The sequence below is a fragment of the Clostridium sartagoforme genome (genome assembly GCF_039521405.1).
Lineage (GTDB): Bacteria > Bacillota > Clostridia > Clostridiales > Clostridiaceae > Clostridium > Clostridium sartagoforme.
Genome location: NZ_BAAACH010000037.1, coordinates 130676 through 144285, shown reverse-complemented (window position 1 = coordinate 144285; position 13610 = coordinate 130676). Strand labels below are relative to the sequence as shown.

Annotated in this window: 14 protein-coding genes; 13 read left to right on the top strand and 1 reads right to left on the bottom strand. The window is 26.5% G+C overall.

Annotated features, from left to right (window positions below; all coding sequences use genetic code 11):
• Positions 1-127 precede the first annotated feature (127 nt).
• Positions 128-2050, top strand: coding sequence for a glycosyltransferase (locus ABDZ60_RS14620; RefSeq protein ID WP_343779051.1), 1923 nt, complete (start codon positions 128-130; stop codon positions 2048-2050).
• 117 nt (positions 2051-2167) lie between these two features.
• Here the strand turns inward: ABDZ60_RS14620 and ABDZ60_RS14615 are convergent, their stop codons facing one another.
• Entirely contained in the window at positions 2168-3520 is a 1353-nt protein-coding gene (locus ABDZ60_RS14615) for a [Fe-Fe] hydrogenase large subunit C-terminal domain-containing protein (RefSeq protein WP_343779049.1), read from the bottom strand.
• A 191-nt stretch (positions 3521-3711) separates the two neighbouring features.
• Between ABDZ60_RS14615 and ABDZ60_RS14610 the strand changes: the two genes are divergently transcribed.
• The 12 genes from ABDZ60_RS14610 (at position 3712) to ABDZ60_RS14555 (ending at position 13558) form a co-directional block, all read left to right on the top strand.
• Positions 3712-4149, top strand: a complete 438-nt coding sequence (locus ABDZ60_RS14610; protein WP_047001028.1) for a LytTR family DNA-binding domain-containing protein — start codon at positions 3712-3714, stop codon at positions 4147-4149.
• A 14-nt stretch (positions 4150-4163) separates the two neighbouring features.
• Entirely contained in the window at positions 4164-4595 is a 432-nt protein-coding gene (locus ABDZ60_RS14605; RefSeq protein WP_343779047.1) for a DUF3021 domain-containing protein, read from the top strand.
• Positions 4596-4608: 13 nt separating this feature from the next.
• Positions 4609-5490: an ABC transporter ATP-binding protein gene (locus tag ABDZ60_RS14600; RefSeq protein WP_343779045.1), complete on the top strand. Its 882-nt coding sequence runs from the start codon at positions 4609-4611 to the stop codon at positions 5488-5490.
• Positions 5490-6308, top strand: coding sequence for an ABC transporter permease subunit (locus ABDZ60_RS14595; RefSeq protein WP_343779043.1), 819 nt, complete (start codon positions 5490-5492; stop codon positions 6306-6308). The genes ABDZ60_RS14600 and ABDZ60_RS14595 overlap by 1 nt, the downstream gene beginning before the upstream one ends.
• Positions 6309-6509: 201 nt before the next feature.
• The gene (locus tag ABDZ60_RS14590) at positions 6510-7271 is read left to right on the top strand and encodes a DUF2087 domain-containing protein (protein ID WP_343779040.1); all 762 of its coding nucleotides are present in this window, start codon (positions 6510-6512) and stop codon (positions 7269-7271) included.
• Positions 7271-8128 carry a GNAT family N-acetyltransferase gene (locus ABDZ60_RS14585; protein ID WP_343779038.1) on the top strand — a complete coding sequence of 286 codons (858 nt, stop codon included), beginning with the start codon at positions 7271-7273 and terminating at the stop codon, positions 8126-8128. Before ABDZ60_RS14590 ends, ABDZ60_RS14585 begins: the two co-directional genes overlap by 1 nt.
• Positions 8129-8178: 50 nt before the next feature.
• Positions 8179-8721 (top strand): DinB family protein, encoded by a 543-nt coding sequence (locus ABDZ60_RS14580; protein WP_343779036.1) that lies wholly within the window; start codon positions 8179-8181, stop codon positions 8719-8721.
• A gap of 330 nt (positions 8722-9051) precedes the next feature.
• Entirely contained in the window at positions 9052-9747 is a 696-nt protein-coding gene (locus ABDZ60_RS14575; RefSeq protein WP_343779034.1) for a response regulator transcription factor, read from the top strand.
• Between the two features lie 90 nt (positions 9748-9837).
• Complete coding sequence (locus ABDZ60_RS14570; protein WP_343779032.1) at positions 9838-10758, top strand: ATP-binding cassette domain-containing protein; 921 nt, start codon at positions 9838-9840, stop codon at positions 10756-10758.
• A complete protein-coding gene (locus ABDZ60_RS14565) occupies positions 10751-11488 on the top strand; it encodes an ABC transporter permease (protein WP_343779030.1) in 738 nt (245 codons plus the stop codon). Before ABDZ60_RS14570 ends, ABDZ60_RS14565 begins: the two co-directional genes overlap by 8 nt.
• A gap of 48 nt (positions 11489-11536) precedes the next feature.
• The gene (locus ABDZ60_RS14560; protein WP_016206123.1) at positions 11537-12451 is read left to right on the top strand and encodes a sensor histidine kinase; all 915 of its coding nucleotides are present in this window, start codon (positions 11537-11539) and stop codon (positions 12449-12451) included.
• Between the two features lie 270 nt (positions 12452-12721).
• Positions 12722-13558 (top strand): aldo/keto reductase, encoded by an 837-nt coding sequence (locus ABDZ60_RS14555; RefSeq protein ID WP_343779027.1) that lies wholly within the window; start codon positions 12722-12724, stop codon positions 13556-13558.
• Positions 13559-13610: the final 52 nt, after the last annotated feature.

The following is a 13610-nucleotide window of genomic DNA, read 5'->3' as shown; positions in this document are numbered from 1 at the left end:
TAATAGAAAACTAGATAATATTGGCTATTTCTACTTAAATTTACTTATTAGAGGTTATTTTATTAAAAATAAGCATAATATGATAAGTATAAGTATATTATTTAGATTAAGAAATTGGAGGAAACTTATGATTAAAGTTTTGGTAGGAAGTCCGATTCATCAAAAACCTGATATATTAAGAGAGTTTTTAATTTCATTGAAAGAATTAAAAAAAGATGAATTAGATATTCAATATTGTTTCATAGATGACAATAGTATAATGGAATCCTCTTTAATATTAGCGAAATTTAAAGAAGAAGAAAAAAAGGTTACTATATTAAAAAATAATAATACATCCTTATACATTTGCGATGACTATACTCATAGATGGTCTAATGAATTAATAGAAAAAGTATCGAAGTTTAAAAATATTATAATACAGAGAGCTATAAAAGAAAATTTTGATTATCTTTTTCTTATAGATTCAGATTTAATATTACATCCTAATACTTTGAAAAGATTAGTATCATTAAATAAAGAGATAATTTCTAATATATTTTGGACAAAGTGGCAACCAGATTCATATGAGCAACCTCAAGTATGGTTAAAAGACACATATACTTTATATGATAGTGAAGGTGGAGTAGGACTTACTGAAGCAGAAACTTTAAAAAAATCATCAGAGTTCTTAGAAATGTTAAAGAAACCTGGGACTTATAAGGTTGGAGGCTTAGGTGCATGTACATTAATATATAAATCAGCTTTAAATAAGGGAGTAAATTTTAATAAGATTTATAATATTTCTTTTTGGGGAGAAGATAGGCATTTTTGCGTAAGAGCAGCAGTTCTAGGAATTCAATTATATGTTGATACCTATTATCCAGCTCATCATATATATAGAAGTGAGGATTTATTAAAAGTAGCCTCATATAAATTAAATAATAAAAATAAGGATTTTCAAATTAATAGTTATAAAGCAAGAGAAGTTATTAAGGTAGCACTTCAAGGTATTAGTGATTATAGTTATAAAAAAGAGCTACCAGTAGGATATCTCAAGTATTTTACACATGATGAAAGGCAAAGGTTAAAAAATAAACTGGAAAATATGAGAAAAATTATATTAGAAGAAAAGATAACTAATAAATTAAATATAGTTAACTATCAAATCTCATTTACTAATAATTTTAATGAAATTGTTGTTAAAGTTATATATAACGAAGAAGGATATAAAAATGGATATAGCTATCATAAAGAGAAACAAGGAAAATGTGTATTACAAAAGGATGAAGAGGACAACTATAAAATTGCTAAATGGATAATTGAAAAGGAAATTGAACCATTAGTAAAGCCTCTTATAAGAAAAGTAAAGGAAGAAAATAATAAGTTAACCTTATCAATGGTAGTAAAAAATGAAGGGAAGAGATTCTTAAGAAAAGTATTAGAGGAAGCAATACAGTATATAGACAATGCAGTTATTATAGATGATGGTAGTACGGATAATACCATTGAAATAATAAATGATGTATTAAAGAATATACCATATGTTTTAATAGAAAATAAAACTTCAAAATTTAGTAATGAGGTAACTTTAAGAAAACAACAATGGATTGAAACAATAAAAACTAATCCAGATTGGATAGTATTTTTAGATGCAGATGAGATATTTGAAGATAAATTTGAATATAAAGTTAAAGATCTTATGAGAAATACTGAAGTTGATGGATATATGTTTAGATTATATGATTTTTGGGATGAAGATCATTACAGAGAAGATAGCCTATGGAATGCTCATAATACCTATAGATTATTTATGATAAGATATCAAGAAAATTATAATTATTTATTTAGAGAAACTCCTCAGCATTGTGGAAGAATGCCATATAATTGTAATAACTTAGCATATAGTATTAGCGATTTAAGATTAAAACATTATGGTTGGTCCAGATTAGAGGATAGAATAGAAAAATATAATAGGTATATGACATTAGATCCAAATGGAAGATATGGAATACTAAATCAGTATAATTCAATATTGGATCATAATCCTAACTTAAAGAAGTGGGAAGAATAATAAGTAATTAAAATTTAAAATGGAGAATATGTAATTTTTGAATTATATATTCTCCATTTTTTAATAAAAGCTATAAAACAAAATATAATTAATAATTTATTATAAGAATTATATCTTTTAATGAAAATCCCTATGGAATATTTCAGTTTTAGAATCATCTTCAAAATCCTTTAATGAATGAATGTTGAGCTTTTCTAATACTGTATCCATAGTATCACTATGAGTAGCTATTTTTATAGGAGAATTATATGCAAAGGAATCTACAGCGATTTTACCTTGTTCTTTAGGTATAAGGGCTTTAGGACCTCCAACGCATCCTCCAACACAACCCATTCCTTCTATGAAATTTGCTTCTATTTCACCACTTAAGGCTTTATTTAAAATGTCTTTACATTCTCTAACTCCTTCAGCTTTAACAGATTTAAATAGTTTTGATTTCTTAGGATATAGCTCTGCAACAGCTTCCCCCACAGCTATAGAAACCCCACCTGTACGCGCATATAATCTTCCACCTCTTGACGCATAGTCTTTTGAAGGAATCCCCTGAAGTTTATCAAGTTTGATTTCAAGAGATTTAAATATATTATCTAATTCTTGAAAAGTTAACACAAAATCAATATCTTTAGATAGATCAGGTTCTTTAGCTTCAGCCTTTTTTGCTATACAAGGACCAATAAACACAACTTTAGCATGTGGATTTAATTTCTTTATTACTCTTCCAGCACCAACCATAGGAGAAACAGATGGAGATAAGTCTGGAACTAGCTCCTTATAAACTTTTTTCAACATACCAACCCACATAGGGCAACAACAAGAAGTTATCATTAAATCATTAGGTCCATTAACATGATGATTAAATTCAACAGCCTCTTTAATTGTTATCATATCAGCTGCAAAAGCGACTTCAATCATATCACTAAATCCTATCTTTATAAAAGCAGCACGCAATTGATCCATAGTAACATTTTCTCCAAATTGTCCAATAATAGCAGGAGCAACAGCAGCAATTACAGTTTTATTATTTTTTAATAAATCTAGTATTGGAAGAAAGTCAATTTTATCTAAGAACTTACCATCCTTACAAGAATCAATACATAATCCACAACCAACGCATAAATCATAATTTATATATGTAGATTTATTAGAATCATCATATGATATTGCATCAAATGGACAACTAGATTGACATTTGAATTTATTATTTTCATCTTGTTTACAATTAATATTACAACTATCAAGTTTTTCAATAAATCTTTTATTTACACTATAGTTTGTAATGGCTTTTTTTAAGTTATAAACGTAATTATTATCAAATTCTAAAGATACTCCACAAAGTGATGTAATAATTTTGAAGGTTTCCTGAGGTGAAACTTCATGACATACCATAATTTTAGAAAGAGTTTCATCAAAATTTCCTTTGTAATAAGAGCGCACTAGAGTATCAAAAAGATCATTATATTTATTATGCATCTTATACCTCCCAATAATAATTTTTCTATAGTTTAGTATATATAATTTACTAATTATTAATACTTAAAATTTATAAACTGCTTCGCAAAATATTACATCTTGGTATTAAAATAATGCATCTTAGGATAATATTATTGATATATTTATTAAAAGTAGTAGTATGAGATTATAAAAGTCTAAGGAGAGTTATTATGAAAGTAATAATTAATGAAGATGAAAATAATAATGAAATCGAAGTAATTATAAATTGTAAAAGTATAAACGAGGATGTAATTAATATACTTTCTAAATTAAAAGAAGAGGAAAATGTTATTACAGGACTTAAAGATAATAAGGTTTATATTATAAAACCAGATAATATATTGTATTTTGAATCTGTAGATAAGAAAACATTTATGTACACTAAAAAAGATATTTATGAAAGCAATTTAAGGCTTTATGAAATTGAAGAAAAGTTTTCTACATATCATTTTTTTAGAGCGTCTAAATCAACAATAATAAATATCTCTAAAATTTCAGTAATAAATCCTATAATGGGGGGACGTATTGAAGTTCTACTTGAAAATAAAGAAAAATTAATAGTTTCAAGACAATATGTTCCTATACTTAAAGCAAAATTAGATTATTAAAAGGAGACGAAATAATGAAGGATTTTTATAATATGGGATATGAATTAAAATCATTAACTGGATTATTTTTTATGATGATAATATTGACCTATGGGGTAGTAAGTCTTTTTATTGGAAATAAAATAATGCCTTTAGGATTACTATGGGAATTTATTTCATTAGCATTAATAATTAGTATAATTCAATTTATTTTATATAGTGAAAAATTTTTATCTAAGGTATCAATAAAAATTAAAGTAGTAGCACACTATTTAATACTTTTAAGTATTTTAAATATTTTTATTAATTACTTTAATTGGACAGAGTTATGGGGAATATCTAATAGCATATTCTTTATGATATATACAGGCTATTTTATGCTAGTAACAATAAACTTTTATGCGTATAAAAAATTAACAGGGGAAAGGTTTAATGATAAATTAATAAAATATAAAGAAAATTTATAGTGGGGTGGTAAATATGGAAGCTATTAAAATAAACAATTTGACTAAAAGTTACGGAAAAAACAGGGGAATAAAAAATGTGAACTTAGAAATTAGAGAAGGAGAGATATATGGATTTATAGGTCCAAATGGAGCAGGTAAATCTACAACTATAAAGACATTGCTTAATTTTATTTTTCCTACATCAGGAAGTGCTAAGATATTAGGAAAAGATATTGTTAGTGAAAGTAAACTTATTAAGGAATTTACAAGTTATGTGCCAAGTGAAGTAAAATATTACTCAGAAGTTAAAGTAAAAGATATATTGAATTATGCAATTTCATTTTTTGATTATTGTGATAAAAGGTATTTAAATGAACTTTGTAATGAATTAGAAGTTGAACTAGATAAAAAAATTGAAGAGCTTAGCCTTGGAAATAAAAAGAAGGTAGCTATAGTTCAAGCGCTTTTAAGTAATCCTAAAATAGTAATTTTAGATGAGCCAACAAATGGCTTAGATCCATTAATTCAACAAAAACTATTTAATATATTATTAAAGGAAAAAGCAAAAGGTAAAACCATATTTTTATCATCACATAATCTATCTGAAATAGAAAAGTTTTGTGATAGAGTTGCAGTTATAAAAGAAGGGGAAATAATAGATATACTAGATTTAAATAATATGGATAGAGATTTAGGTAAAAGAATAACTCTAAAATCTATCAATATGGATATGAAAGAAATTGAAGGTATAAGTGAAAGCTTTAAATATGTTAATGAAGAAATTGAGTTTATTTATAAAGGCAATATAAATGAGCTAATAAATTTATTAGCTAAATATAATTTGGATAAGTTGCTAATTGAAGAAGTTAAATTAGAAGAAGCCTTTTTAAATTATTATGAAGGAGAGAATAAATAATGAATATATTTAAATTTGAATTTAAAAGAAATATAAAATCATTAATATATTGGAGTATAGGAACTTCTGCAATTATAGTTTTATTTATGGCATTATTTCCAAGCATGAAGGATATGGGAATGAAGGAGTTAGTAGGTGCCAAATTAGATTCACTTCCACCAGCTATTCTAGAAGCCTTTAATTTTTCAAGTACCACTGATTTTAGTAACATAAATGATTTTCTTGCATATTGTCTTCAATATGTTGCAATGGCTTTTGGTATTTATGGTGCAATGCTAGGGGTTAACTCTATAATTGAAGAAGAAAGCGAAGGGACAATAGAATTTTTGTATTCTAAGCCAGTATCAAGAAATAAAATTCTTTGGAGTAAGATATTATCAAGAGTTATATATCTTCTTGTATTTTTAGTTATTGTTGTAGCTGTTACTGTAGGTATATCTATTACAGTTAAGCCAACTGAAGTAAATATGATAGATCTTTCAATAAATATAAAAAGTATGTTTATTGGAATGGCATTTTTAGGATATATATTTATGGCAATTGGAATAGCTGTATCAACAATTTTAAGAAAGGGAAAAGCTGCAACTAGTATAGGAGTAAGTTTGTTTTTTATGACATATATACTAGGTATTTTATCTAAACTAAAAGAAGAATTTTCATTTATAAAATACTTTTCTCCATATGAATGGGTAATTCCATCAAATATAATAAAGGATGGATTTGAAGCGAAGTTTATAATAATAGGATTTTTGCTGATAGTAATATCATTAGTTATTGCTAGTGTTATTTATAAAAAGAAGGATATGAATATAAATTAAAATAGAAGCTTTGCTACAATATAAAATTAATAATGAAAAGTGTAAAACTTAAAAATAAATATATTTTTAAATTAGGAGCTGTTATCACAGCTCCTAATTTTATATAATAACAAACCAAACGCAATAAAGTCTATGAATTTGTAGACAAAAACAATAAATTGTTGTAAAATTTAATAAATGAAATATTATGGAGGTATAATAATGGATAATGAGTTTTTTTGGAGAGCTTCTATAGATGAAATAGAAAATGGATTTGTAGAAACTGAAGAATATATAAAATGTATAGTATGTGAAGAAGTATTTATTAAAGGCAGAATATACGAGATAGGTGATAATTTATATGATGCTAAAAAGGCTGCGCAGCTTCATGTAAAAGAAAAACACAATTCTATGTTAGGTTATTTACTGAGTATGAACTCCCTTTATACAGGAATATCATCATCTCAAAAAGCAATAATTGAATTAATAGCTTTAGGACTTAACGATAAAGAAATAGCATCAAAATTGGGTATTGCAAATTCTACTATTAGAAATCATAGGTATAAATTAAGAGAAAAAGAAAAGCAAGCTAAGTTATTTTTAGCCACTATGAATTTACTTGCTAAAAATACAAATAAAGATATAAACATGCTGGAAGAAGATGTTATTTGTGATGCACACAAAGGGGCAACAACCTTAGATGATAGATTTAATATAACTAAGGAAGAAAAAATTAAAGTAATAGAAACTTATGTAGATGAAAATGGTGCATTAAAGAGTTATCCAGCTAGAGAAAAGAAAAAAATCATAATATTAGAAGAAATAACTAAAAACTTTAATGTTGGAAAGATATATTCTGAAAAAGAAATAAATAGGGTATTAAAAAGAATATATGAAGACTATGCAACAATAAGAAGAGCTTTAATTCAATATGGATTTTTGTATAGATCTAAAGATTGTAGTGAATATTGGGTGAAGGAATAATGATAAAGAATATTTTAGAATTAAATAATAATGAAAGAATTTCAGCATTAGAGTATATAAAAAATAATGAAAATACTAAATTATCATTATATGAAATTGAAAAAGATCTTAAGGGTAAGATTTCTAATTATGGGGAAGGTGTATTATTTTATTTTCATAAAGATAAAATAGCAGGTAAGTTATCAGTAATATTAGAGGTTGTAGATAAATTAAAAACTATTTATATTAATAAAGTAATTTGTCAAAAGGATAATAAAGAAATATTAAATAAACTAATTCACAGTTCATTAGAATTAGCTAATAAATACAAAGCAAATAAAGTTCTACTTGGAATAAGAGATAAGGATTTACTTAACCTAGCACAAGAAATTGGGTTAGAAAGAAGTTATTCATCCTTTAATATGATTTTAAATAATAGAGAGAAAGAAAATGATGTATTATATAAAATTAAATTATCAAAGAAAAATATTAAGGAATATGTTGATGTATATAATAAGTCTTTTATGGATATGCCTCATGGAACCTATATAGAAATTGAAGAAGCAGAAGGATATTTAGAAAATAAAAATGACAATGAAGATCATTTTATTATAATAGATAAAGGTGAAAGCATAGGTTTTTTAAATACCAGTATTGAAGGAAATAAAGGCTTTTTCGATATAGGATTAATAAAAGAGTATAGGGGAAAAGGCTATGGTAAAAAATTATTAGAAACAGCAATACAATACTTAAATGAAAAGGAAGTAGAAGAAATTTGCTTAACAGTAATAGAAAAGAATGACATTGCTTATGAAATGTATAAAAAGAGAGGATTTAAGGTTTATAATAAATTAAGTGATTGGATAGAAATTAGATAAGTGAAACATATTTATTTAATATTTCATTGACTATAATTAGGAGGGTTACCATGAATTCTATAGATATTAAAGATTCAACTAATACAATTAAAAATACTTTAAAGTTTCAGTTTGATATATCATGGCAATTGTTAGAGTTTCATCTTACGAATATTGAAGATGAAGAATGTATTTGGAGACCTGCTTCAAATGGACTTCATGTTTATAAGAATTCAGGAGTATGGTGTGCAGATTGGCCAGAAACAGAAGAGTATAGTATTGGACCAGCAAGTATTGCTTGGGTTACTTGGCATATAATTTATTGGTGGTCAATGGTCTTAGATCATTCTTTTGGAGAAGGAACTTTAACTAGGAATTATATAAATTGGCCTGGTAATATTATAGATGTTAAGAAAAAAATATATGAACTCCGTGAAGAGTGGATGAGAACATTGACTTCTTTATCTGATGAAGATTTTATTTCTACTGAAAGAACTAAATGGCCATTTACAGATAGGCCTTTTTATGAACTTGTAGCATGGTTAAATGTTGAACTTATGAAGAATGCCGCTGAAATTGGCTACTGTAGATTCCTATACGCTTCTCAAAAATAAAAAAAGGGCTATATCTACGGTTGCCACGATTAAGAATTATGAACCGTACCATAAATAAATGAGGTTAAAATTTAATCATAACAGATAAAATTATAAAATAGCAATACACGTACAGTTCATGAATGTATTAGTATAAATGTTTAATGTATAAAAAATAATAAGAAATCAGTGATATAGGTATAAGAATAAGTTAATAGATATATATAAGAAATTATAATAAATGATATAATAAAATACACTACAATATTTATATAATTTTATAGGGGTAAAAAAAGAAGGGAGGAGATTTAGTGTAGGATATATAGTTTATCTTATCACTAAAGAAATTTTATGGATAATAATATAAATATATTAGTTGTAGAGGATGATTTAGATATAAATAATCTTCTATTTAAGATATTAATTAAAGAAGGATATAATATAAGATCTGCATATTCAGGAACAGAGGCTAGAATGTGTATGGAGCAGTATGAGTATCATCTTATTCTGCTTGATTTAATGTTACCAGGAATAAGTGGAGAGGAGATTATTAAACATATAAGAAAAATAAAAACAATGCCTATAATAGTTATATCTGCAAAGGCTGAACAAGATGTTAAGGTAGAAACTCTTAGGCTTGGAGCAGATGATTTTATATCAAAACCCTTTGATACCAATGAGGTCATAGCAAGGGTTCAGTCTCAATTAAGACGCTATATGGTATTTTCAAAGCCTAAGGAGAAAGATCGGATATTAAGACATAAGGATTTAATTTTAAATAGAGATACTGTAGAAGTTACCTTAGATGGAAAGCCTGTTATTCTTACAGCAAGAGAGTTTTGTATATTAGAGCTTTTAATGGCTAATCCCAATAAGGTATTTACAAAGTCAAATTTATTTGAACATGTTTGGAATGAGGAATTCTTAGGAGACGATAATACAATAAATGTTCATATAAGTAATCTGCGCTCAAAGCTTTCTAAAATCAAACCTAATGATGAGTATATTCATACTGTATGGGGAATTGGATTTAAGATAAGTCAATAAAATTAATACTTTCTTAAGTTTTTCTTTAAGGTATCTTGTTGATTATACTTTAATATATAGTTATACAAGAAAAGGAGGAAAATTTGAGTTATGGATACAATACTTAAAACAAAAAATTTAACTAAGAAGTATCATAATCAATTGGCAGTAAATAATGTTAATATGGAAATAAAACAAGGAGATATATATGGACTTGTTGGGAAAAATGGAGCAGGAAAAACAACTCTTCTTAGAATGATAAGTGGGCTTACAATGCCATCTAGTGGGGAAATTGATTTGTTTAATGAAACATCATCTCAAGGATTAAATAAATCAAGAATGAGAACGGGAGCTATAATTGAAACGCCTAGCTTTTTCCCTTATTTATCCGCAAAAAAGAATCTTGAATATTATAGGATTCAAAGAGGGATAGCAGAAAAAGACTCCATAGATTATGCTCTTAAAATTGTAGGGTTACATGATACAGGAAATAAAAAATTCAAGAATTTCTCTCTAGGTATGAAGCAAAGATTGGGATTAGCACTTACAATAATGTCTAGTCCAGATATACTTATTTTAGACGAGCCTATAAATGGTCTTGATCCTACTGGAATAGTAGAATTTAGGGAGATATTATTAAAGATTAATAGAGAGAGAAATACAACAATACTTATATCAAGTCATATATTAAGTGAACTTTCTCAACTTGCAACTACTTATGGCTTCATTCATAATGGTGTATTTTTAGAACAATTATCTTCAGAGGAGCTAAGTAACAAGTGTAGAAAAGCCTTGGCTATAAAGGTAAGTGATACAGCAAAAGCAGCTGCTATAATTGAGAGAGAACTTGGAAGCAGTGAATATGAAATTCTAAATGATAATGAAATAAAATTGTATGATCTTATGAATGTTCCGGAGAAGGTGTCTAAAGTTCTTATAAATAATAATATTATGTTATACTCCATGAGTTCAGAAGGAGTAAACCTAGAAAATTACTTTATAAATTTAATTGGGGGTGGACATAATGCTTAATTATATAAGAGCAGATATTTACAGGAATCTTAATAGAAAATATTTTTGGATTTATACAGGAATAATAGCTGCAATGTCAGTATTAGTTACAGTGCTTTTTAAGATTTCAAGTATTCCAGATAAAAATTTTAATTTAGTACTTGATATAGCTACTCAAGCATTTACTCTTCCTATATATTTAGTAGGAGTATTTGTTGAAATGGCAACTAGTGATGAGCAAAAAAATAAAACCTTTAAAAATGTAGTATCTTTTGGAGTTACAAGAAATACAATAGCTATTTCTAAGGTTATTACTGCAGTTATTCTTTCAATGCTATCAGCATTTATTATATTAACTGCATTTTCAATAAGTGGTTTAATATTTTTAGGGGGACCAAGTGACTTCTTATCAGAATTTCTTATCAGATTTGCACTGGCAAGTGTATTATGGATAGCAGCAATATCTATAGGTACATTTATATCATTAGTTTTTAATAGTAGCAATATTTCTGCTTTTGTATATTTTGGAATATTCTTAATGACTAAAAATATTATAGCTATATTATCACTACTTGTTTGGGAGAAATTTAGCTATTTAAATAATTACCTTATTTCTACTAAGTTAAATATTTTAGCTAGTGAGCCTTTAACTATTGAAAATATAGGACCTGCAATACTAGTAGGAGTTGTATACACTGTAGTATTTACAGGATTAAGTATGTTATATTTAAGGAAGAAAGAAATTAAATAGATATTTATAAATTTAATTCTAAAGATTAAAGAGAAAGGTGTGACATATATGATTTTTATAATAGTTATTTGTCTTACCATTATATTGAGTATAGTTGTCACACTTTACATCTTATTAAGAAAAGAAATAAAAAGTGTGGAGAATCAACTTAGGTATATAAATAAAAATAAAACAAATTCAAGGGTATTATTGAAGACAGGAAATAAGAATGTTGAGAGGTTAATTTTAGAAATAAATAATAATATAGATTTAAAACAGAAAACAGAAGTTAATTACAGAAAGATGGATTTAGAACTTAAAGAATCAATTTCCAATATATCACATGATCTTAGAACACCTCTTACATCAGTAATGGGATATTTGCAGCTCATGGAGGATCCTAATATAAGCCAGTTTGAGAAAAACGAGTATATGAATATAATAAAGGATAGAACAAAATCTTTACAGATGTTAATAACTAGTTTCTATGATTTATCAAGACTTGAAGGGAAGGAATATAAATTTAATTTCGAATTAATTAATCTATCTAATTTGATTTGTGATTCAATAGCTTCATTTTATAATGATTTTACCAATAAAGGTATAGAGCCTTATATTGATATAGATGAAAACGCACCTAGTATTATTGGAGATGAAAATGCTGTAAAGAGGATATTATTTAATTTAATACAAAATGCGTTGAAGTATGGAGAAAGCTTTGTATCAATAAGTTTAAAGCATAGAGATGATTATATAATTACAACTTTTACAAATGAGGCTAAAAACTTAAGTGAAGAAGATTCAAAGTGCTTATTTCAAAGGTTTTTTACAGCAGATCGTACTAGAAGTGGCAAGAGCACTGGTATTGGTCTTGCTATAACAAAAGAATTAGTGGAACAGATGGGACATGAAATTTCATCTGAACTAAAAGATGGTAAATTAAGTATCATAATAATATGGAAAATAAAAAATATACATAAGTAGTAGAATTTGTATTAATTTTACTGCTTATTTTTTTGTGAAATTTAACTGGAATTTAAGATCTGAATATTATCAATCATGCTTTATATGTCTAAATCTCAAATTTATTAAGATACTGAATTACTTGGTGTTATAATTGATAATTTTGATAAGTAGATTTAAGGGGATGAAAAGCATTCTCCTAAATATGAAGAAAACTAAAATAAGGTATAAAGAATAATAATAAATAGTAGTAATAAATATATATAATAGCTTATGGAAAGAGGGGAATATATGAAATATGTAACCTTAAATAATGGGGTGAAAATGCCTATTTTAGGATATGGGGTTTATCAAATTGAAGATTTGAAAGAATGTGAGAGATGCGTATTAGATGCAATTGAAGTTGGGTACCGTTCAATTGATACAGCTCAGACATATGGTAATGAAGAAGCTGTAGGAAGCGCAATTAAGAAGAGCAAGATTCAAAGAAAAGAATTATTTATTACAACTAAAGTATGGATATCAAATGCTGGGTATGAAAAGGCGAAGATTTCCATAGAAGAATCACTTAAAAAGCTTCAACTTAAATATTTAGATTTAGTATTAATACATGAACCTTTCAATGATTATTATGGAACGTATAGAGCTATGGAGGAAATGTATAAGGAGGGTAAGATAAGAGCTATAGGAGTAAGCAATTTTTATCCAGATAGATTAATAGATCTTATTAAGTTTAATAAGGTAGTTCCAGCAATTAATCAGGTTGAAACACATCCATTTAATCAGCAAGTAAAGGCCAAAAAAATCATGGATAAATATGGGGTCCAAATTGAATCTTGGGCACCTTTAGCTGAAGGAAGAAATAATATCTTTACAAATGAAACTTTAAAGGAAGTTGGGGATAAATATAATAAATCTACAGCTCAAGTCGCATTAAGATATTTAATTCAAAGAGATGTTATTGTTATTCCTAAGTCTGTGCATAAGGAAAGAATGATTCAGAATTTTGATATATTTGATTTTAAATTAGATGAGGATGATATGAATAAGATTGTCAAATTAGACAAAGCAGAAAGTGCATTTTTCTCTCATTGTGATCCTGATGTTGTAGAAATTTTTACTGAATAGATTAATTATTTTCAGCAAATTAGGAACAGTTTTCATTTATTCTTGATGTTAT

Bases quoted from the DNA above. Each gene is read 5' to 3' on its own strand.
- ABDZ60_RS14600 (WP_343779045.1), top strand. From the start codon at position 4,609: ATGGAAGCTATTAAAATAAACAATTTGACTAAAAGTTACGGAAAAAAC.
- ABDZ60_RS14610 (WP_047001028.1), top strand. From the start codon at position 3,712: ATGAAAGTAATAATTAATGAAGATGAAAATAATAATGAAATCGAAGTA.
- ABDZ60_RS14585 (WP_343779038.1), top strand. From the start codon at position 7,271: ATGATAAAGAATATTTTAGAATTAAATAATAATGAAAGAATTTCAGCA.
- ABDZ60_RS14615 (WP_343779049.1), bottom strand. From the start codon at position 3,520: ATGCATAATAAATATAATGATCTTTTTGATACTCTAGTGCGCTCTTAT.
- ABDZ60_RS14595 (WP_343779043.1), top strand. From the start codon at position 5,490: ATGAATATATTTAAATTTGAATTTAAAAGAAATATAAAATCATTAATA.
- ABDZ60_RS14570 (WP_343779032.1), top strand. From the start codon at position 9,838: ATGGATACAATACTTAAAACAAAAAATTTAACTAAGAAGTATCATAAT.
- ABDZ60_RS14565 (WP_343779030.1), top strand. From the start codon at position 10,751: ATGCTTAATTATATAAGAGCAGATATTTACAGGAATCTTAATAGAAAA.
- ABDZ60_RS14560 (WP_016206123.1), top strand. From the start codon at position 11,537: ATGATTTTTATAATAGTTATTTGTCTTACCATTATATTGAGTATAGTT.
- ABDZ60_RS14605 (WP_343779047.1), top strand. From the start codon at position 4,164: ATGAAGGATTTTTATAATATGGGATATGAATTAAAATCATTAACTGGA.
- ABDZ60_RS14575 (WP_343779034.1), top strand. From the start codon at position 9,052: ATGGATAATAATATAAATATATTAGTTGTAGAGGATGATTTAGATATA.
- ABDZ60_RS14580 (WP_343779036.1), top strand. From the start codon at position 8,179: ATGAATTCTATAGATATTAAAGATTCAACTAATACAATTAAAAATACT.
- ABDZ60_RS14555 (WP_343779027.1), top strand. From the start codon at position 12,722: ATGAAATATGTAACCTTAAATAATGGGGTGAAAATGCCTATTTTAGGA.
- ABDZ60_RS14590 (WP_343779040.1), top strand. From the start codon at position 6,510: ATGGATAATGAGTTTTTTTGGAGAGCTTCTATAGATGAAATAGAAAAT.
- ABDZ60_RS14620 (WP_343779051.1), top strand. From the start codon at position 128: ATGATTAAAGTTTTGGTAGGAAGTCCGATTCATCAAAAACCTGATATA.